Consider the following 19,830-nt stretch of genomic DNA (forward strand, 5'->3'; position numbering starts at 1 on the left):
AATTCGTTTAGTCGAGGAGGTGCCGTGGTCCTATCCGACTCCGTGGTCGGAATAGCGCTGAGGCCGACGACCTTTCAGTGGGATCAAACCGATGTGATTCTGTACGCGCTGGGGGTTGGCGCGCGTCCGCCGGCGGAGCTGGCGTTGCTCAACGAGGCGTGCGGTCCCGCGGTACTTCCGACGTTTGCGCTCATCGCCAACTGGTGGGCCGTCAAGGACCTGCGCAGCGTGCTAGGCCTGGGCGCATATCCGATCGTGCACGCGGCGCAGTCGCTCGAGTTGCTCAGGCCGATCGGTTCGAACGGGGAACTCAGCGTCGCGGCCCAGGTTTCGGCGGTGTGGGACAAGGGCAAGCACGGTGCCGTCGAAGTGACCAGCCGCGGCGCCGATGCGGCAGGCCCCGTGTTCATCGCCCGATCTCAGACTATGGTCCTCGGTGCCGGCGGCTTTGGCGGCCAGCGCGGACCCGCGGCCGACCCGGACCCGGACGGCCAGCCGGATGACGTGTCCGACGATACGATCCGGCCGGAACAGGCCGCGATCTACCGACTGTCCGGCGACCGCAACCAGCTCCACATTGACCCTGCGGCGGCGCGCAAGTTCGGCTTCGACGACGTGTTCTTGCACGGATTGTGCACCCTAGGATTCGCGGCCAGGGCGGTGATCAACAAGGCCGGTCAGGGAGAGCCGCAATCGTTGAGGTCCCTGAGCTGCCGATTCGCCAAGCCGGTGCGACTCGGGGCCCCGATTCGTACCGAGATGTGGCGGATGGGCGATGCCGTGCGGTTCCGGACGTTGCAGGGCAATGTCGTCGCGTTGAGTTCGGGCCAGGCGACGCTGGGAGGCTTTTGATGGATCAACGACGGGCAAGGGGAGTGCGCACCCGGCAGGCTCTGATTCATGCGGCGATCGAGCTGTTCACGGCCCGCGGCTACGAGGAGACCACTCTCGAAGAGATCTCCACGGCTGCGGGCGTGGCGCCTCGCACGTTTTTCCATCACTTCGCCACCAAGGACGACATCTTGTTCGACGGCTATGCCGACCGGCTGCAGGAAGCCACGAGGCGGTTCCGCGCCGCTCAGTCGGACTCGTTGTGGGAAGCGCTCGCCGAGACCTCGTCAGCGGTAGCGCTGGCAATCGTCGAACAACCCGAGATTTTCCTCGCCCGCGCCAGGATGTACCACAGCGTGCCGGCCCTACGCGCGACGATGCTTCGGATAAACGAAGATTGGATCGATCAGCTCACGACGGAAGTCGCGCGGTGGCTGAACACGGATGTGGACTCAGACGTACGGCCCCGGCTGGCCGCGACGCTGATCAACAGCGCCAATCGCGCGGCCATCGATGTTTGGGTGGGCGGCGGAGGTCTGGGCAATCTGCTGGAATTGATGGACGAGTCCGTGCAGCTGGTGCGGCCCTCCATCGCCGCGATCGAGCACACCGCCGGCAGCAGAGGCGGTCGGCGTGTCGGCTGAGTCGCATCCGCTCGCGATCGTCACCGGCGGCGGGCGCGGTATCGGTGCAGCCATCGTCACCGAGTTGATATCCACTGGCCACCGGGTGGCCGCCATCGACGTGAATGCCAAAGCGATTGAAAAGATTGGTGATTCGGACGCAGCTCGGCAAGGTCTACTTATCCCCGTCCTCATCTCCATCACCGATCGTGACGCGGTCGAGCATGCTCTGAGCGATTTGGCCGATGCCCACGGGGCGGTTCGCGCATTGGTCAACAACGCCGGGATGACCCTGCCCGGCTCTTTTCTCGACCAGACCGACGAGGACTGGGATCGCATCGTCGACGTCAACCTCAAGGGCACGTTCGTGATGTCACAGGTTGCCGCTCGCCAGATGGTGGCGCGACGGGATGGAGCGATCGTGAACATCAGTTCGGTATCGGCACACGGAGTGCGGACCGGGCCGCCGGCGTATGCGGCGGCCAAGGCGGGTGTGGAGGGGCTGAGCCGGGCAATGGCCGTCCAGTTGGGCGAGCACGGTGTCCGCGTCAACACGGTGGTGGTAGGGACCACGGCGACCCCTTGGTTGCTGAGCCGCAAGAGCGAAGGCGAGCTGCAGCAGATGCGTTCGACGACGCTGACGGGACGAATCGGTGACCCTGGTGATGTCTCGACTACCGTCGCATTCTTGTGTTCGCCGGCCGCCAAACACATCACCGGACAGCTGATTTCGGTGTCGGGTGGACAATGGATGCCATGAACAAGACGGGACGGTAAGACAATATCTGCTACAGTGTTTAGTTGCTACGGAACGATGCCAGGGGATGTCGTGGAGCTCAAGAGGATCCTGTTCGAGGTCAGTGAGCACATCGCCACGATCACGATCAACCGTCCGGAACGGCTCAACGCCACCGATGACCTGACCCGGACCGAACTGGGCATCGCCTGGGGACGTGTTCGTGATGATCCGAACATCCGGGTTGCCATCATCACCGGGGCCGGCGATCGGGCATTCTCTGCGGGCCAGGACATCCGGGCCACCGCTGAGGGCGGCATCCGCAACAAGGTCCCGGGCTCGCGGCTGCACCACAACGTGTGGAAGCCGGTCATCTGCGCCCTCAACGGGATGGTCGTCGGAGGCGGACTACATCAGGTCGCCGACGCCGACCTGATCATCGCGGCCGAACACGCGGAGCTGATCGACACGCATCTGAAGGTCGGCAACGTCTTCGCGCTGGAACCCGCCGTTCTACTGCGAAGAATGCCGCTGTCGATGGTCATGCAACTGGGATTGATGACCAAGCAAGGCCGCATCAGCGCGCAACGAGGCTATGAGATTGGATTGATCAACGAGGTCGTGCCCGCGGTTCAGCTGCAGCAACGGGCGCGGGAGATCGCACTGGATATCGCGAAACTTTCACCGGCGACGGTCCAGGCGTCGATCAAGGCCATGTGGACCAGCCTGGACGTGGGGCTGCACGCGGCTAATGACGTCGCCTACCGGTACGTGTTGCAACACCAGCTGACACACCCCGACTACCGGGAAGGGATGCTGGCGTTCGCTGAAAAGCGCGAACCTCAGTGGGTGGTGGAGTGAGTCTGGTATGAGCGGGTCCGTGCGGAGATTCGCTTACGACCCGCTGCCATACGCGCCGGTGGTTTCGGCGATGCTGAGCGGCCTGGTCTCGGACTATGGAGACAACGACTTCGTCGTCTCTTCGGTCGGGGGAGGAACTGTCGAGCGGATCACTTACGCGCAGGCCGATGCTCAGTCCGCAGAGATGGCCCGTCGGCTGATCGCGGCAGGGGTCACCAAAGGAGTGCGTGTCGGGATCATGGCGCCCAATGGTCCCGACTTCGCCGTCGGATTTCTTGCCGCCACCCGCATCGGCGCGGTGGCGGTGCCCATCAACACCTTTTTCCAGCCGCAGGAACTGCGCTGGGTGCTGCGCGACGCCGACATCCACACGCTGCTGTCGGTCGACAGCATGCTGGGCAAGGACATGCTGGCACGAGTCGCCGAAACCGCCAAAGGGTTTCCCATCTTCGATGGACACTTGGTCGTTGAGCGACTCCCGCAGCTGCGCAACGTTTTTCCACTCGGTAACACCGACCGAACCTGGCCGAGCACGTGGCCGCGACCGGTACCGCAGGCGCTCCTGCGAGCGTGTGAATCGACCGTTCGCGGCGCGGACGACTTGGTCGTTATCTACACGTCGGGCAGTACATCAGATCCCAAAGGGATCATCCACACGCATGCCACTGCGATCACACACTCTCGGTTCATCGCCACGCAGCACGAGTGGAAACCATGCGACCGGGTCTACGTTCCCATGGCGTTCTTCTGGGTGGGCGGCCTCGTCTTCGGTCTCCTGGGGCCAATGCAGACAGGGGTGACGATCTTAACCGAGCACCGGTTCGAGCCCGGCGACGTACTGCGCCTGCTTGAGTCCGAACGGGCAACTTATGCAACAGGTTTCCCTCATATCGGACCGGCATTGACGAATCACCCGGATTTCGCATCGACGGATCTGTCGTGCCTGCGTGCCGGATACCACCAGGCACTCTTGCGACCTGATCTACGCGCAGCCGACCCCTCGCTGCGGGTGACTCAGCTCGGGATGACGGAGACTTGCAGTTCGCACACATGGTGGCCGCCCCACGAATCGGTGCCCCAGAGTAAACGGGGATCGCTCGGTGTGTCCGCACCCGGATACGAGCACCGGATAGTCGACGAATTCGGCGTCGACGTGCCCGACGGCGTCGCGGGGGAGATCTGCGTCCGCGGTGTGGCAATGATGCGCGGGATGGTCGGCCGGCAGCGCGGCGAGCTGTTCGACGCCGACGGCTGGTATCACACCAAGGATGCCGGATACCGAGACGACGACGGTCACCTGTACTTCACGGGGCGCATCGACGACATGATCAAGACCGCGGGAGCCAACGTCGCGCCCGTCGAGATCGAAGCAGTGCTCGGACTGGTCGACGGAGTGCGGGTCGCTTACGTTGTCGGTGTTCCGGACACCGACAAGGGAGCGCTGGTCTGCGCGGTCGTTGTGCTCGACGAGGCGCGGCAAGTGTCGCAGCAGGAGCTCATCGCCGCCTGTCGAAATGAACTTGCCGCCTATAAGGTTCCGAAGCGGTGGACGATCCTGTCTGACGCCGATGCGCTGCCTTACACCACCACCAACAAGATTGACAAGAATCTGTTGGTCAAGCTGCTCACGGCGGGAGAGCTGGCGTGACCGAGCAATCGGCGGACCTCGCCACGCGTGTCGCACGGCTGGAGGCCCTCGACGAGATCCGGCAACTGGCCGCCAAATATGCCGTAGCACTGGACATGCGCGACTTCGACGCTCTGGCAAACCTTTTTGTTGATGATGTCGGCGTACCGGGCAAGCGCCAGGGACGTGCCGCGCTGCGACAGTGGTACGACGCGGAGATCCGTCGGTCGCTGTTGGGCAGTGCCCACGGCGTCCTCGGCCACGTGATCGATGTCCATGACGCGGACCACGCCAGCGGACTGGTGTACTCGCGCAACGATTTGGAGACCGAGTCGACGTGGGTCATCGAGCTGTTGGCTTACCTCGACAGCTATCAGCGCCGCAACGGGCATTGGTACTTTGTGCGCCGCACACCACTTTTCTGGTTTCAAAGCGACATCACGGACCCTCCCGTCGGCGCCAACAAACTCCGCTGGCCAGGGGTCGAACACCACGACGGCACATTCCATGATGCGTTCCCCTCATGGGCGTCGTTCTGGGCCGCCGATCCAGGGCGTTTCGATGCACCAGTTCCGGCACCCGCGGGTGTCGGTGAGTGGCTGCGTACGTTGCGCCGGGGCGACGATGTGCCGCGAGTCAGCCCCACGGGTCGCGCGACTGAGGCACCCTGACGTGGCAAGCACCGCAACCGGTTTCAATCTCACCGACGAACAACTCGAACTCCGTCACACTGTGCGTTCTTTTTTGGCGGGCAAGGCCGATGAGGCGCAGGTGCGCAGACAAATGGAATCTCCGCAAGGTTATGACCCGGCGGTGTGGGGTCAGCTATCCGACCAGCTCGGGCTGACCGGACTGGCCATCCCCGAGAAATTCGGCGGCCAGGGTTTCACGTTCGTCGAACTCGGCATCGTCGTTGAGGAAATGGGCAGAGCACTGCTTCCCGCACCCTATTTCGCGTCCATCGTACTGGCGGCCAACGTACTTCTGCACTGTGGCGACGACGCTGCCCAGAAGCGCTACCTGCCGGGTATCGCCTCCGGTGCCACCCTGGCGACGCTGGCGGTCACCGAAGCGTCGGGCCGCTGGGAATCCGGTGCAATCGATCTGCAAGCTCACGACGCGGGTGGCGAGTGGGTTCTGAACGGGGCCAAGTCTTATGTGCTTGACGGGTGCAGCGCCGGTGTGCTGTTGGTGGTCGCCCGGACCGGAGCGGGGATATCTCTGTTTGCGGTCGATGAGTTCGATCGAGTCACGCGCCGGCCGCTGTCGACATTGGATCAGACCCGCAAGCAGGCCCGCATCGAATTCAACAATGCCCCGGCGACTTTGGTCGGTCGTGACGGCGAGGCATGGCCGTTGCTGATGCGTGTCTTTGCGCTGGGCTCTGCCGCGCTGGCCGCCGAGCAGATCGGTGGGGCGCAGCGCTGCCTCGAGATGGCCGTCGATTATGCCAAGGCGCGCAGACAATTCGGTAAGCCCATCGGATCGTTCCAAGCTATCCGGCACAAGTGCGCCGATGTCTTTCTCGACATCGAATGTGCGCGAGGTGCAGCCTATTACGCCGTGGGCGCGGCCGCCGAACTGGCGGAGGAATTACCCGCCGCGGCGTCGTTGGCCAAGGCCCACAGTTCGGATGCATACGTGCACGCCGCGACGGCCAACGTCCAGATTCACGGAGGGATCGGGTTCACCTGGGAGCATCCGGCGCATTTGTACTTCAAGCGAGCACGGTCCTCGGGACACCTGCTGGGTGACGCCACCTTCCACCGCGGCCTGCTGGCCGACCGGATCGGGCTCTGATGCAGGGAAGCTCAGAAATCGGTGCCGCCATCGATGTTGATGGCCGCACCCGTCATGAAGGCTGCCCTTTCACCGAGTAGGAACGCGATCAGCTCGCCTGCTTCGGCCGGCCTTCCGCCCCGGCCCAGAGCGACGCGCATATTCCAGTCCGGATTGCTCGCCAAATGCGTATAGATCGCATCCTCTAGGGGCACAGCATATTCGGCTGCGCGTCGGGCGCGGACGAAGTCGTTCACTTCGGTATCGAACAGCCCCGGGCACACGGTGTTCACCCTGATGCCGTCGGGTCCGTGCGTTTTGGCCAGTATCTTCGATAGCGTCAGCACGGCGGCCTTGAGCGCGTTGTACGGCGGAATGAGAATCTTGGGTGCCCGTACAGAGTACGCGGCCGTCGTCACGATCGTCCCGCCGCCGTTGCGTTGCAGATGCGGTATCACGGCGCGGCAGGAGCGGACCGTGCCCATCAGAATCAGCTGGTAATACCAGTCCCAGGACTCGTCGCCGTGCTCGAGAAACGGGCCCTGCTGGTTCATCGGTCCGGCGGTGACCGCGAGGCCTCGCAGCGGACCGAGGTTCTCGGCCGCCTGGTCGACGGCGCGATCGATGCCGTCGCCGGCGGCAGCAGCATCGACCGAGATGCCGATCGCGCGTACCCCATACTCAGTGGTCAGCCGGTGTGCACGATCCCGGGCGCGATCGCCGTCGCGGGCCAGCAGCGCGACATTGCCGCCGTTGGCCGCGAGTTGTTCGGCGGCGGCGAACCCCATCCCGGTGCTGCCCCCGATCACGATGAAGTTGCGGTCCGTGATGCCGAGATCCACTGCGCATCCTTTCTCTGATTCAACTAGACAATATATGTACTATTGTTCCCCATACCCAAGCTGGGTCGACGATCAAAGGCAGCAGATGAGTGAACGGACGTTGGCCGGAAAACGCGTCGCCGTGATAGGCGCCTCGGCGGGAATCGGGCGCGCGTTCGCAGTGCGTGCAGGCAAAGAAGGAGCGGACCTGCTCATCGCGGCGCGCCGACGGGACCGCCTGGGCGAAGTCGCCGCTGAGGCCGGCTGCGGCACGGCCGTGACCGCGGATGTCCGAGACGCGGACGATTGCGCTCGGATAGCCGACGTTGTCCACGATCGCCTGGGTGGCCTGGACTTACTTTTCATCTCGGTGGGGTACGCCCCCTTACGCAGGTTCGCGGAGACCTCTGGGGCGGACTGGCTCGACGTGATGCAGACCAATGTTGTTAGCGTGCATCAGGTGATCAGATCCTGCCTGCCGGTGCTGGCGCCGGCCGCGATCGTGAGCGCGCTGTCGTCCGAAACGGTCGGTCAACCGCGGACCGCGCTGGGTGCCTACTCCTCGAGCAAAGCCGCGCTTTCGGAAAGCCTCAACGCTTGGCGCACTGAGCACCCGGCCGTCCGGTTCTGCTGCGTAACCGTGGGTGGAACTGTGCCGACGGAGTTCACGGCTGCTTTCGACCCTGATCTACTAGGTGCCGTCGTTCCGGACTGGATCGCGCGCGGTTTGTTGCAGGAGACCATGATGTCGCCGGACGACGTGGCCGACGTACTGGCCGGAGCTTTTGCTAGTGCGTTGAGCTGTCCCATCGTTGGGCTCGAACAGCTTGTCCTGCGTCCACCCTCATCCATACGCGGAGTCCAGACGGCGTGAGTGAGGACCCAATGACGGCGCAAGTCAAGTCGGCGTGGCCCGACCATCCGGACTACCGCATCGAGGCGACTCCATGCCCATACCGTGGCCAGGTCTGGTTCGGCGATGTGCTGCTGGCTGAGAGCGAACACTGCCTGCTGGTCAGCGAGACCGACCACGACGACCGGCTCTACTTCCCGATGTCTGACGTGCATTGGGAACTCTTTGTGCCGTCGGAGCACAGCACCGTGTGCCCATTCAAGGGACGCGCGACTTATTGGACACTGACCGGTGCCGAGCCGGCCATCCGCGACGTGGTCTGGACATACCCCACCCCATTGCCGGAAGTCGCCGCGATCGCGGGACACGTTTCCTTCTACCACGAGCTCCTTCGTGTGGTCGTCGTCGAAGTCTGGCCCGACGGCTCCACTATTCCAGCAACCTTTCCGGTCTGGGGCGACGCCGATGAACTACGCAGGCTTATCGACGTCCAGGAGTCAGGCGACGGCCGTTTCATCGGGCCTGCTCATGGACCAACTCGTCGCAATGTCGTCGAAGGCGGACAACTCTTGGGCGAGGCTATCGTGGCGGCCTCGAAAGTGTTTCCGGGCCAGCGAGTCACGTCGGCATCGATGATTTTCGTCAAGGCGGCGTCATTCGAGGCTCCCGTCGATGTTGACGTCGACGTGCTGCGTCGGGGCAGAACTTTCTCCTCGGCCGAGGTGCGGGTGAGCCAGCATGGCGTGCTTCGTAGTGCAGGTGTCGTCTTGGCGGACTCTGGGGCCGGAGATGTGATGCGCGATGTTGAACAGATGCCGGAGGTCCCGGGACCGGATGTTGCGGTGCCATTTGCGGGCTTTGGGATGACCGGCCGTGACATCCGGGTGGTCGATGGGGCGTACGACCCAGACCCTGATCGCGTTGGGCCTCCGGTCATCAATGCATGGGTCCGATTTCGTGACGCACCACCGGAGCCGTATTTGCAGGCTGCACTGCTGGCGCAGTCGACGACGCATTGGAGCATTGCCGCGGGTATGCTGCCGCACCGAGGTCTGGGTGAGGCCCGCGCACATGTAACCATTTCGACGGGAATCATGAAGGCCACCATTGCCTTTCATGATGATGTTGACGTCACTGACTGGCTCCTCTATGCCAATCACGCCTTCTGGTCCGGACGCGGTTTGGTGCAAGGCGACGGCCGCGTCTTCACGCGCGAGGGCCGTTTGGCGGCCTCATACACGGTCCAGGCGATGGTCCGCGATTTCGCGGCTGCTCCGGACCGGATGGGCCATGACAGTCGGACGGCGATGTGATGGTTTTGCCAAAGTCTGGCGACAGAACAGAAGAACAACAGCTGTCTTAGTGTACTATTACGGCATGGCCGCGACAGACGCTGTCTCCCGTCATGCCCGGGCCGCCGGATCGGTCATCAAGCCTTTGATAGTTTCGGCAGGGCTCGGCCTTGCTGATGCGGTCCGGGTGCGACATCTCGACGTCAATGCCTACATCGGGGCTCACATCACCGATTATGACCCGTTGGATCCCTCCATCTCAGCGCAGCCGTACGGCGCTTACCGGATGCTGCACTCCACCGGCCGAGTTCACTACAGCCCGAAGCGGAAGACCTGGATCCTCGCTAGGCACGCCGATGTCCGTGCGGCGCTAACGGATACGGACAAGATCAACAGCACGCAGGGCGTCACCCGCATGAAGTTCTCCATGCCCGTACTTGTGATGACCGACGGTGAGCAACATTCACAACTTCGCAGGAAGGTGCAGCCGGCATTTACCAAGCGCGCGCTTGACAACTGGACCCTGATGATCGACGGACTCGCCCGCGATCTCGTCGCCGACGTGCTGAAAAACCCGGGTTGCGACGCAGTGCAGAAGCTTGCCGTTCCGATGCCGATCAGGATGATCGCCCACGTTCTCGGCATTCCTGACGCGGATGTCGACCGCTTCCGGCAATGGTCGGAAGCGGCTATCCGCATCCTCGACTTCGAGCCGAATGTCGAAGCCGCGAAAAGGTCGATCAAAGCTACGGCCGCAGTGATGGCTTTGCGGCGTTACTTCATGGATCAGTTCGCCGCCGGAGGGATGAAGGGTTCCAACACGGCACTCGGGCGACTGGTCGACGCGAATACTGACGGTGCGATGAGCGACGACGACCTGTTCTTCATCGCGTTGCTATTGCTGATAGCGGGCAACGAGACGACAACCAACCTGCTGGGCGGCATGTTCGACACGCTGGCGCGCAATCCTGGACAGTACGAGTTGATTCGCGAGAACCCCGACCTTATCCCCATGGCTGTCGAAGAGCAGCTGCGGTTCTCCACTCCGATCCAGAATCTTTACCGGTACACCGTCGCCGACTACACGGTTGGCGACGTCACGATCCCCAACGGTTCGCGTGTCATGCTCTCGTTCGGTGCGGCCAACCGCGACCCCTTGGTGTACGACAGTCCTGACGAATTTCGCGCCGATCGCAATCCGCGCATGCATGTCGCATTTGGCTATGGAGCACACATGTGTCTAGGGGCTCCGCTTGCCCGACTGGAAGCCCAGGCCGTTCTGCGCGAACTGGTCCAGAACGTCTCCGCGATCAACTTGGACGGAGAAACAACGTGGTCGACCAACAGTTCGCTCCGCGGTCCTACGCGGCTGCCCGTCCGGCTAACGCCCGCGTGACGCGCGTGTCTTTACGAAACATGTTGCCGAAGAGGTGCTTTGGTTGACGTCCCGCGATCAAGTCAATGAGCATCGCCGGCTCGTTGTAGGCCTGGCCGTTGCACCCGTCGCCTTGGTGCACTTCGCATTTCCGCTTCGATCCAGTTAACCAGCTGGCGTTCCCCGAGCGGCCGCGACTTTAAACTTGCACAATGGGGGGCTTCGAGACGGCACTCGGTTTGATCACGGCGGACCCCTTGACGCGCAGCTATCCGAGGTCACTCGCCGTCGGATACGTGTGCTATCTATCAGGAAACCGCGTCCGCGCCCGTCTTACCGTAGGCCGTTGATCGCAAACTTCTCGACATACTTGCGTACCGTTTCAGGCTTCGCCATGTCGAAGCTCAGGCCTTGATTGACCGTCGAGAAGGAATAAACGATACGGGCCAGCCACTCGCTGGCGGCGGTGACATCGAGCCGGGCACCCACCTCGCCTCGCTTTTGCGCATCGCGCACATACGGCTCCAAGAACTTCGTTGTACGCCTGACGGCGGCGTCGCCGTCGGCGATCATGTGGCGCATCAACTCGGCATCATCGGCCATCAATCGGTTGCGTGTGCGGTGGTCGAGCAAGATTGTCGCGTGTGTCTCGGCCATCGCGCCGAGCTGCTCGGCGAGGGTGGATCTGTTTTCCATTGCGACTGCGACTTCGCTGTAGAAGCGTTGAGCCCCATGCTCGATGGCGGCCTCAATGAGCACATCGCGGTCGACGAAGTAGCGATAGATCGTGCCTCGAGAGACCCTGGCCATCCGCGCCACGTCTTGAACGCTTGTGCGCTGGATACCCAACTGTGTGAAGCATTCGTTGGCGGCATCCAGAATCTGTTCGCGCCGATCGAACTCGTCGGCGGTCTCAACTTCGCTAGCGGCTCGGGCAGTCGACATCTCACTCCTTAGGTGCCTGATCGCCACACTTGTTGTCCTTATGCTACTTGACACTCGATGTCGCGCTGTTACAGCTCGACGTCCGCGGCGTCACTTTTGTACTCCCGGTGTCAGCCGAGGAAAGTGGTTTTGGTGTCGAGGTACTCCAAGATGCCGGCACGGCCATTCTCGCGGCCCAGCCCCGACTGCTTCATGCCGCCGAACGGGGCATGCGCCTGCAATGTCCACGTGTTCACACCGACGTTTCCCGCCCGGATGGCGCGGCTAACCCGCACCGCCCGAGTCACGTCGCGGGTGTAAACCGCGGCTGCCAAACCGTACGGGGTGTCATTCGCCAGCCGTATGGCCTCCTCTTCGTCGTCGAACTTGATCACGCACAACACCGGCCCGAAGATTTCGTTTTGCGCCACGGCCATCGAGTTGTCGACATCCACCAGCACTGTCGGCGCCACAAAGTTGCCACTAGACGGCGCACCGTCCGCGCGGCCGCCGCCGGTCGCCACCTGAACACCGTTCTTGATCGCAGCTTCGATGTGCCCCAATACGCGTTCCATATGTTGCGTGCTGATCATCGGGGCTGCCGAGACGCCCGGGTCGAACGGATTGCCAAATGTCGCTGCCGACGCGAATCCGACGAGCGTAGCGACCACCTCGTCGTAGACATCACGGTGTACCAGGACACGTGACTGGCAAACGCATACCTGGCCCGACAGTCCCAAAAACGCATTGCCGGCGATCATCCCGACGGCCATGCCGATATCGGCGTCAGGAAAGATCAGCGCCGGGCTTTTTCCGCCCAGCTCCAGCGCGACCCGGGCGATTCGGGCCCCGGCGGTGGATGCGATGGCCCCGCCCACGGCCCTGCTGCCGGTGAATGACACCTTGTCCACGCGGGGATCCTCGACTAACGCGGTGCCGGCCGGATCGCCTCGACCGGAGAGTACGTTGAAAACGCCGGCCGGAAGATCGGATTCGGCGATCAATTCCGCGATTCTCAGGCTTACAAGCGGGGACAACTCCGAGGGTTTGGCCACCACCGTGCAGCCGGCGGCCAGCGCGGGGGCAACCTTCTGGGCGAAGAGGCTCATCGGGGCATTCCACGGAGTAATGACCCCTGCCACGCCGACCGGTTCGTGGGTGGTGAATGTGAGCGGCTGAGTTGGCTCCCACTGTGGGTAGGTTTCGCCGGTCACTTTGTCCACCCAGCCGGCATAGGATTCAAAGACGTCGGCCGGATATTCGGCGCCCATCTGGTAGAAGCCCACGAATGAGCTCGGAGTCGAATTATCCAGCGAGAGTAGGGCATTGAGGTTGTCGGCATCGGCTCGGATCAGGTCGGCGATTTTGCGGAGATAACGCGCTCGATCACGACCCATCAGTCGCGGCCACGAGCCGCCATCAAAGGCGGCGCGCGCCGCAGTCACCGCGGCGTCGACCGAGGGCCTACCGGCGTTGGGCGCGTCGAAGATTTTTTCACCGGATGCTGGATGGATGTGGGCGATCGGCTCCGCATCCCCATCTGCCCACGAGCCATTGATGAATAACCGCGCCGGCGGCAGCGCTGCCGTGGACAAGTTTGGTAACACGGAGATCGCATCCATTATAGTAAACAACTATACATATCATGTATCTATGTAGCATCATGGACGAGCGCCTGTGACTGCACACGAGGGGATCGGTGCGGTTTGAGGGCGACTTCTGAAGTGTGGCTTTGGTTAACGCGCCCGCAGCAGCGGGTAAGTGTTGGGTCCCACTAGGCACGAACGGGATCATCTGTAATCATGAGATGACTGAACGTGATGTGTTCAACTGTTACATTTTGACATACGAGGAGTCGTCGTTGTCTCGTTTGGAAGACAGGTACGCACTGGTCACTGGCGGTGCCCAAGGCCTTGGCGGGGCGATTGCTGAAGAGCTGGCCGCGCTCGGAGCCCATGTGACCATCGTCGATCTGAATAAGGAGAAAGGGCTCGAACGCGTTGAGCGGATCCACGAACGATTGGGCCGCGCCTCGTTCATCAGGGCAAACGTAGCCCGGCGCGAGGAGATCGAGTCTGCCGTGCACGAGGTCGCAGATCGGGGAGACGGACGCATTGACGTCCTGGTCAACGCAGCGCAGTTCTTCGCAATGCCCAAGGCATTGGAACTGGTCGATGAAAAAGATTGGGAATTATCGGAACTGACTGGGCCCAGAGCAACTTTCCGTTTTATGCAAGCCGGGTTTCCCTACTTGCGGGAGTCGCGACGTGCATCGGTGATCAACTTCGTGTCCGGGTCGGCTCTGGCCGGGATCGCCTACACGGCTCCTTATTCCGCGGCCAAGGGGGCGATCGCTGCGCTGACGAAGGTCGCGGCCAACGAGTGGGCCCGCCACCGCATCCGGGTGAATGCCGTGTGTCCATTCGCTCTGACCGAGGCCCAGCAGAAAATGATAGGAACCGAGTGGGATAACTACACGCGGACTGCGGCCGCCTCACCGATGAAGCGGGGTGGTGACCCCGCCGCCGACATCGCGCCTGCCGTGGCGTTTTTGGCAGGAGACGGCGCGCAATTCGTCACTGGAACCGTGCTGCACATCGATGGGGGAATGACGGAGTTGTCGACGGTGGACTACTCACAATCACCGGGCGTATTCGCCTAGCTCGCCCTCGCAGGCCACCGCCCAGAACGCAGATGTCACAAACACCACGTCCCGCTCCGGCGCTGACCGAGTTGAACCGCCCCTTCTGGACCTCGGGAGCGGACGGTGTTCTACGCATGCAGCGTTGTGCCTCGTGTGAGCGTCTGTGTCAGCCGCCCGCGCTCCGGTGTCCGTACGACCACGGGCACACTTCGTACGTCGAACTCAGCGGGCGAGGTGTTGTCGAGTCGTGGACAGTCAACCATCACCAATGGTTTCCCTGGTTCCCGGCGCCATACGTGATTGCTTTCGTCAATCCGATCGAGGACGGGCGGGTGCGCCTACTGACCAATCTGGTCAATGTCGACCCCCTCGAGATACTGCCGAACATGCCGGTCCGGGTCGTCTTCGAGCGGTGTGGCGATGGTGACGATGAAGTATTCATCCCGTTGTTCGAGCCGGAACGCGGATGAGTCGCGAGCTCGCAGAGCGTGTCGTCATAAGCGGCATCGGTCAATCGGCGATTGGGCGGCGACTGGGACGCGATGGTTTGGAGCTCACCGCCGAAGCGTGCTTGGCAGCGGTCGCCGACGCCGGCCTTTCATTGGCCGACATTGACGGCCTGACAACATATCCCGGCGCATCGCAACCAGGACCAGGGTTTTCCGGGGCGTCGCTGCGTGACATCCATGATGCACTCGGGATCAATCCAAATTGGGTAGCGGGGGGAGTGGAGTCCCCGGGCCAGCTTGGTGCTGTCATCGACGCCATGCTTGCCGTCGCATGCGGGCTGGCTGACCATGTGCTTTGCTGGCGCAGCATTTGGGAGGGTACCGCCCAAGGCGACGGGCGTCGAAAGGGCTACGGATCTGCAGGAGGGCGTCCCGGTGGAATGTTGGGTTGGCAGCTGCCATTTGGTGCCACCGCGGCGAACCTGGCAGGATTGCAGATCAGGGCGCGGATGCAGCGATACGGCCTTACTCGCGAGCAGCTCGCGTCGATAGCCATCGCCCAACGAAAGCATGCCGCCCTCAACCCCAGCGCAATCTACAGCGACCCACTCGTTCTCGACACCTATCTGGCTTCGCGAATGGTCTCCGATCCCTTGTGCATGTTTGATTGCGATATCGCCTGCGACGGGGCGACCGCGTTCGTGATATCGCGTGCCGAGCACACGGCTGGCCTCGACCACCCTGGCATCCGCGTCGAAGCCCTCGACTGTTCTCACCACGACCGCTTCACGTGGGAAGGGGGACAAGACATCACCCGCATCAGCTCTCGCTGGTCAACAATCTGGGACCGCACCGATTTCACGCCCGCGGACGTGGACGTAGCCTCCTTATACGACGGGTTCAGTGTCTTCGTTCTGTGCTGGCTGGAAGACTTTCATTTCTGCTCAGTCGGAGAATCCGGTGCCTGGGTCGAGGATCCAACGCGCATCTCTCTGGGTGGGGAGTTGCCAATAAATACCGCCGGCGGGCAGTTGTCGGGGGGCCGGCTCCACGGGTTCGGGCATCTCTACGAGAGTTGTCTCCAGATCCGCGGACAGGCCGGCGACCGACAGGTCGATGGCGCGAGGTTGGCTGCAGTTGGTGTGGGGGCGGCCAACAGTGGCACCACCGCGATGTTGCTGCGGCAGGCTGGACGATGACTTCAGGCACAAGGATCACCTGCCTGTGAAGGAGGACCATGGCTGAGGAAAAGCACCCCGGTTGGGCTTTATCGGCCTGGGCAACTTGGGCGCGCCGATGGCCATGTGGCTTGTCGACTAGCCCGGACGGGCTGCTCGTGTTCGATTTAAGGCATGAGGCTGCAACACCATTCGGCGAAGTTGGGTCTTTGGCGGCCGTTTCCGTAGGCGACGTGGCGGCCGATCTTTCTGCGCGCCGCAAGATGTTCGGTGTGAGTCGATAGGCGTTTGGTAATACCGACCCGACCGTCGAGGACGTTGCGGATGCCTGCCTCTGCCACGGTGGTGGTCATGGTGCGCTGGGACTGCATGATCGTGAACGTCACTTCGCCGATTGGCAGGACACCGAGCACGTCGGCGTCACCGTGGCGAACGTCGGTTTCAGCAGCATCGCAGGCACCTTATTTAGCTGCAACTAAAGTTTGAGTATCACAACTATCGTTGGAATGTCCCTGCGCACAACGCCATGGTGGGCGGCAAGCACGAGTATCCAGTAGGCGATGTAATCAGCGGGCGGACAAGCAACTACGGAGCACATACCTGATGGCCGTTATTGGTCGTGGTTTGCTGTGATGCCGATGTGTAACTGACTTGTGGCGGTTGACATTTCGATTCTGCGTCCCGGGATGGTGAGGAGCACCGTCACTCGCCGGGAGACGGGTCGCGCGCGTCGGTCCGGTAACCGCCACGATGCGTCGACCCCACCGTCGTCGCTGCAACCCCGGTCGCAGCTAAGCCCAAGGCCCCCGGCGCCGGTGAAGCAGCGCGCCGATCGCCATCGAGGTCTTCTGCAGGGAAGGCCAGAAAATCGGCTTCTTGAAGTTGCGACGGAAATCCTCATGCGCCCGACGAAAGCTGTATTCGGTCGCTCGGTAGGCCTCGAAAACGCGGTCCAGCGCAGCCTGATCCCAGGGCTCGTCTCGCGCGGCCGCGCTCAGAGCTTCGTAGGCCACGGAATTCCAGTCTGTGCCGAACGGCTCGGTCATCGGCCCGCAATGTCGCTGGCGCCGAAGGTCATCTTCAAGAAAACCCTCGATTGCGCTCTCGTCACCGCAGTTGAGGTCGATCGCCAGCGCCACGGAAATCCGCTTGATTTCCCTACGCCAGTCTTCGAGGAGGTTGGGATATTCGACGAACACGCGCGGGATATCGCGCGTATGCCTCTCGGCCAGCAGATTGAATTTCAGCCATAGGGCGCTTGAGAGTTCCTGCGTCATGGGATTGCTGGCCGTAACCGACGCGGTGACCTCGTCCGGGTTGCGCACCGCAATCACGGCCACGGTGTCGATGCCTTCCAGGCGGGCCGCTTCGAACCACATCCCGGTCAGCGCTGTTATTTGCGGGTCCTTGATCACCACGAGCGGCGCGGCGGGCAATGTTTTGAGATACGCGCGAATCTCGGCGACGTACGCGGACTGCTGTTTCGCGTCGAAAGCCCCTTCTTCCTCCAACCGCAGTGATGGGTCGATCATGGCGCTGCCGTGTCGGCGCAGAATTACGGCGTTGAGATGAAGGGTTTTGCGGGGCTCCCAATAGCCACGCGGATTGGCCGAGTTGGCGCCCGCCAGCGCGGCCGGAAGCGTCCCCCCGCACAGCGACAGAACCCGCGTGAGCGCCGACGTTCCCGACCGACTCATGCCCAGCACGAACAGAACCACCGGCCGGGCCGTCGTCCCGCTGTGCGCGGCGGCGCCGGTCACAAGCACGACTCCGCGCGCCGTCGGCGACTACTCACGGCGACAGGATAGATGGCGCCCGGCACAATCGTCCGGTATCGGCACCGCGGTTTGCCGACTATTGTTGCCCACTCCATGACTTCCGGTCAGCTGCGGGGTTCCTAAAACGCCACGACGCGAAATGCCACAACGACGCCATCGCTGCAGTTCACCGCATCGGAGTCGTGATTAGATCCGCGGGCCCCGCACCAGTTACGGTGTCCGGCGTCCGACTAGGTCACCTCAGGAACTTTGGGGAAATTCCGGACGAAACCGTTGCCCTTCAGTAGGGTTTGGAGCGGCTCGAACCAAGTCGCCTACATGCCTGGAGAACTTTTGAGTATCAATCCGTTCGACGACGACAGTGGCAGCTTTTTCGTCCTGATCAACGACGAAGAGCAGCACAGCCTGTGGCCGGCGTTCGCCGACGTTCCCGCCGGGTGGCGGGTGGTTCACGGCGAAGCGGACCGCGCCGCGTGCCTGGACTACATCGAACAGAACTGGCCCGACATCCGGCCGAAGAGTCTGCGCGAGAGGCTGGCCGCGGGCCGGGCTTCTGACAGCTAACCCGTGTGGCTTGGGGGCGTCGTATATGGGGTTTGACGACCAGGGACTTTCGCTCACGCGCGGACAGTTAGACATATGGCTAGCACAGGAAACGGGGCAGTCCGGTACTGAGTGGCAGCTCGGCCTGTTCGTCAGAATTGACGGTCCGGTAGATCGTGCCGCCCTGGAGTGGGCGATCCGCCGCGTGGTGCGCGAGACGGAAACCGGCAGGGCCGCCTTTCTCGAGGTGGATGGCCAGGTGTTCCAGAAGGCCCTGGATTACCCGAAAGCGGAACTGGCTTTTCTGGATCTGACTTCCTCGCCGGATCCGGTCCAGGAAGCCACTGCGATGGCGTTGGCGATGCAGCGCATTCCCATGCCGTTTTCCGGTCCGTTGTTCAAATTTGCTTTATTTCGGACACGCCGGGATCAATTCCACTTGTTTGCTTGCTGCCACCACATTGTGGTCGACGGATTCGGTCTCGCGTTGGTCGGCCATCGGGTTGCGACTGTCTATTCCGCAATTGTTTCTGGTGCGGCCGTCCCGCCCGCTTTCTTCGGTTCGTTGCAGGATCTGGTCGACGGCGAATCGGCGTATGAGGCCTCCGGCGAGTACCTGGACGATCAGGCCTACTGGGCCGGGAACCTTCCCATCGAAAGCGCACAGTCTTTCCGGCTCCCGCAGGTCGTGCGCGAGCGTGATCCGTCCGGCCTTTGCACGTCGGCCCGGTTGGATCCGGACCTCCTCGCCCGAGTTGACGAGTTGTCCCGCGGGCACAACGTGCCGCGCTCCTCGGTCATCACCGCGGCGTGCGCGCTCTTGGTGCGGGGGTGGTGCGCCGAGGGTCCGGAGGTGGTGCTCGACTTTCCGGTCAACAGGCGGGTGCGCCCCGAGTCCAAGACGCTTCCCGGCATGCTCGCAGGCGTTGTGCCACTGGTGTTGCGGGTCGCGCCCGACGCCACGGCCGCCGATTTTTGCGAGTATGTCGACACCCGAATACGCGAAGCCCTACAGCATCAGCGGTTTCCGGTGCACGAGCTCGAACCCAACGTTCGCACCCGCGGCCCATGGCAGTCAGCCGGCAGGCTGACCGTCAATTTCGTTCCGTCATTCACCCTGGCCTTCGGCGGTGCCACGGCATCGGCTACGTACACCAACAATCCCGACCCCGTTGGCGACGGCTTCGGGTTCATCTTCCTCAGCGACGGCGAGCAGCTCTCGCTGAGCGCCGTGGGAGCCGGACAGCCGTTCTCGAATTTCGATGTCTCCGACCTGGCGGACCGCCTGCAGCAGGTCTTGACGGCGATGACCGCCGATCCGGGGGGTCCGCTGTCGTCGATCGATGTCCTCGCGGAGTCCGAGCGGGCCCGTCTCGATGCGTGGGGCCACCGCGAGGTGCTGGCCCGGCCCGCGCCGGCCGGGGCGTCGATTCCGGCGGTGTTCGCCGAGCAGGTGGCGCGTACGCCCGAGGCGCCGGCGTTGACGTGCGCGGGGCGGTCGTGGACGTATCGCGAG

General features: G+C 62.8%; 19 protein-coding genes and 1 pseudogene. 16 read left to right on the forward strand and 4 right to left on the reverse strand.

The features are described 5' to 3' along the window. Positions 1 to 24 precede the first annotated feature (24 nt). The 7 genes from OQ789_RS24440 (at position 25) to OQ789_RS24470 (ending at position 6,478) form a co-directional block, all read left to right on the forward strand. Positions 25 to 852 (forward strand): MaoC/PaaZ C-terminal domain-containing protein, encoded by an 828-nt coding sequence (locus OQ789_RS24440; protein WP_324688794.1) that lies wholly within the window; start codon positions 25 to 27, stop codon positions 850 to 852. Further along, positions 852 to 1,475 carry a TetR/AcrR family transcriptional regulator gene (locus OQ789_RS24445; RefSeq protein WP_324688796.1) on the forward strand — a complete coding sequence of 208 codons (624 nt, stop codon included), beginning with the start codon at positions 852 to 854 and terminating at the stop codon, positions 1,473 to 1,475. Before OQ789_RS24440 ends, OQ789_RS24445 begins: the two co-directional genes overlap by 1 nt. Further along, on the forward strand, positions 1,465 to 2,214 hold the full coding sequence (locus tag OQ789_RS24450; protein ID WP_324688798.1) for an SDR family oxidoreductase: 750 nt from the start codon (positions 1,465 to 1,467) through the stop codon (positions 2,212 to 2,214). The genes OQ789_RS24445 and OQ789_RS24450 overlap by 11 nt, the downstream gene beginning before the upstream one ends. 69 nt (positions 2,215 to 2,283) lie before the next feature. Then, the gene (locus tag OQ789_RS24455; protein ID WP_324688800.1) at positions 2,284 to 3,051 is read left to right on the forward strand and encodes an enoyl-CoA hydratase-related protein; all 768 of its coding nucleotides are present in this window, start codon (positions 2,284 to 2,286) and stop codon (positions 3,049 to 3,051) included. Between the two features lie 7 nt (positions 3,052 to 3,058). Further along, a complete protein-coding gene (locus OQ789_RS24460) occupies positions 3,059 to 4,699 on the forward strand; it encodes a class I adenylate-forming enzyme family protein (protein WP_324688802.1) in 1,641 nt (546 codons plus the stop codon). After that, positions 4,696 to 5,349: a nuclear transport factor 2 family protein gene (locus tag OQ789_RS24465; RefSeq protein WP_324688804.1), complete on the forward strand. Its 654-nt coding sequence runs from the start codon at positions 4,696 to 4,698 to the stop codon at positions 5,347 to 5,349. Before OQ789_RS24460 ends, OQ789_RS24465 begins: the two co-directional genes overlap by 4 nt. Beyond that, positions 5,303 to 6,478, forward strand: coding sequence for an acyl-CoA dehydrogenase family protein (locus tag OQ789_RS24470; RefSeq protein ID WP_420716197.1), 1,176 nt, complete (start codon positions 5,303 to 5,305; stop codon positions 6,476 to 6,478). Before OQ789_RS24465 ends, OQ789_RS24470 begins: the two co-directional genes overlap by 47 nt. Positions 6,479 to 6,489: 11 nt before the next feature. Here the strand turns inward: OQ789_RS24470 and OQ789_RS24475 are convergent, their stop codons facing one another. Beyond that, complete coding sequence (locus OQ789_RS24475; RefSeq protein WP_324688807.1) at positions 6,490 to 7,299, reverse strand: SDR family NAD(P)-dependent oxidoreductase; 810 nt, start codon at positions 7,297 to 7,299, stop codon at positions 6,490 to 6,492. Positions 7,300 to 7,399: 100 nt separating this feature from the next. Here OQ789_RS24475 and OQ789_RS24480 point away from each other — a divergent pair, with 100 nt between their 5' ends. The 3 genes from OQ789_RS24480 (at position 7,400) to OQ789_RS24490 (ending at position 10,819) form a co-directional block, all read left to right on the forward strand. Then, positions 7,400 to 8,152, forward strand: coding sequence for an SDR family oxidoreductase (locus OQ789_RS24480; RefSeq protein WP_324688809.1), 753 nt, complete (start codon positions 7,400 to 7,402; stop codon positions 8,150 to 8,152). Positions 8,153 to 8,163: 11 nt separating this feature from the next. Next, on the forward strand, positions 8,164 to 9,444 hold the full coding sequence (locus OQ789_RS24485) for a DUF427 domain-containing protein (protein ID WP_324688811.1): 1,281 nt from the start codon (positions 8,164 to 8,166) through the stop codon (positions 9,442 to 9,444). A gap of 64 nt (positions 9,445 to 9,508) precedes the next feature. Beyond that, positions 9,509 to 10,819, forward strand: coding sequence for a cytochrome P450 (locus OQ789_RS24490; protein WP_324688813.1), 1,311 nt, complete (start codon positions 9,509 to 9,511; stop codon positions 10,817 to 10,819). Between the two features lie 312 nt (positions 10,820 to 11,131). On the opposite strand, the gene OQ789_RS24495 is transcribed toward OQ789_RS24490, so the two are convergent. Together OQ789_RS24495 and OQ789_RS24500 are read right to left on the reverse strand one after the other, a co-directional pair. Then, positions 11,132 to 11,743 (reverse strand): TetR/AcrR family transcriptional regulator, encoded by a 612-nt coding sequence (locus OQ789_RS24495; RefSeq protein ID WP_324688815.1) that lies wholly within the window; start codon positions 11,741 to 11,743, stop codon positions 11,132 to 11,134. 110 nt (positions 11,744 to 11,853) lie between these two features. Beyond that, positions 11,854 to 13,344, reverse strand: a complete 1,491-nt coding sequence (locus OQ789_RS24500) for an aldehyde dehydrogenase family protein (protein WP_324688817.1) — start codon at positions 13,342 to 13,344, stop codon at positions 11,854 to 11,856. 185 nt (positions 13,345 to 13,529) lie between these two features. Between OQ789_RS24500 and OQ789_RS24505 the strand changes: the two genes are divergently transcribed. The 4 genes and pseudogenes from OQ789_RS24505 to OQ789_RS24520 all read left to right on the forward strand — a co-directional run. Further along, entirely contained in the window at positions 13,530 to 14,384 is an 855-nt protein-coding gene (locus tag OQ789_RS24505) for an SDR family NAD(P)-dependent oxidoreductase (protein ID WP_324688819.1), read from the forward strand. Between the two features lie 116 nt (positions 14,385 to 14,500). Beyond that, positions 14,501 to 14,836: a Zn-ribbon domain-containing OB-fold protein gene (locus tag OQ789_RS24510; RefSeq protein ID WP_324688821.1), complete on the forward strand. Its 336-nt coding sequence runs from the start codon at positions 14,501 to 14,503 to the stop codon at positions 14,834 to 14,836. Then, entirely contained in the window at positions 14,833 to 16,014 is a 1,182-nt protein-coding gene (locus tag OQ789_RS24515; RefSeq protein ID WP_324688824.1) for a thiolase family protein, read from the forward strand. The genes OQ789_RS24510 and OQ789_RS24515 overlap by 4 nt, the downstream gene beginning before the upstream one ends. A gap of 97 nt (positions 16,015 to 16,111) precedes the next feature. Continuing rightward, positions 16,112 to 16,232, forward strand: a pseudogene (locus OQ789_RS24520) (NAD(P)-dependent oxidoreductase); the annotation flags it as partial. Positions 16,233 to 16,784: 552 nt separating this feature from the next. Here OQ789_RS24520 and OQ789_RS24525 read toward each other — a convergent pair. After that, the gene (locus OQ789_RS24525; RefSeq protein WP_324688836.1) at positions 16,785 to 17,690 is read right to left on the reverse strand and encodes a sulfotransferase family protein; all 906 of its coding nucleotides are present in this window, start codon (positions 17,688 to 17,690) and stop codon (positions 16,785 to 16,787) included. 414 nt (positions 17,691 to 18,104) lie between these two features. On the opposite strand from OQ789_RS24525, the gene OQ789_RS24530 reads away from it, so the two are divergent. Both OQ789_RS24530 and OQ789_RS24535 read left to right on the forward strand, forming a co-directional pair. Continuing rightward, a complete protein-coding gene (locus OQ789_RS24530) occupies positions 18,105 to 18,335 on the forward strand; it encodes an MbtH family protein (RefSeq protein ID WP_324688826.1) in 231 nt (76 codons plus the stop codon). Between the two features lie 25 nt (positions 18,336 to 18,360). Then, positions 18,361 to 19,830: condensation domain-containing protein (locus OQ789_RS24535; protein WP_324688827.1), on the forward strand; the 1,470-nt coding region annotated here is incomplete at its 3' end.

Source organism: Mycobacterium sp. 94-17 (assembly GCF_035617725.1).
Lineage (GTDB): Bacteria > Actinomycetota > Actinomycetes > Mycobacteriales > Mycobacteriaceae > Mycobacterium.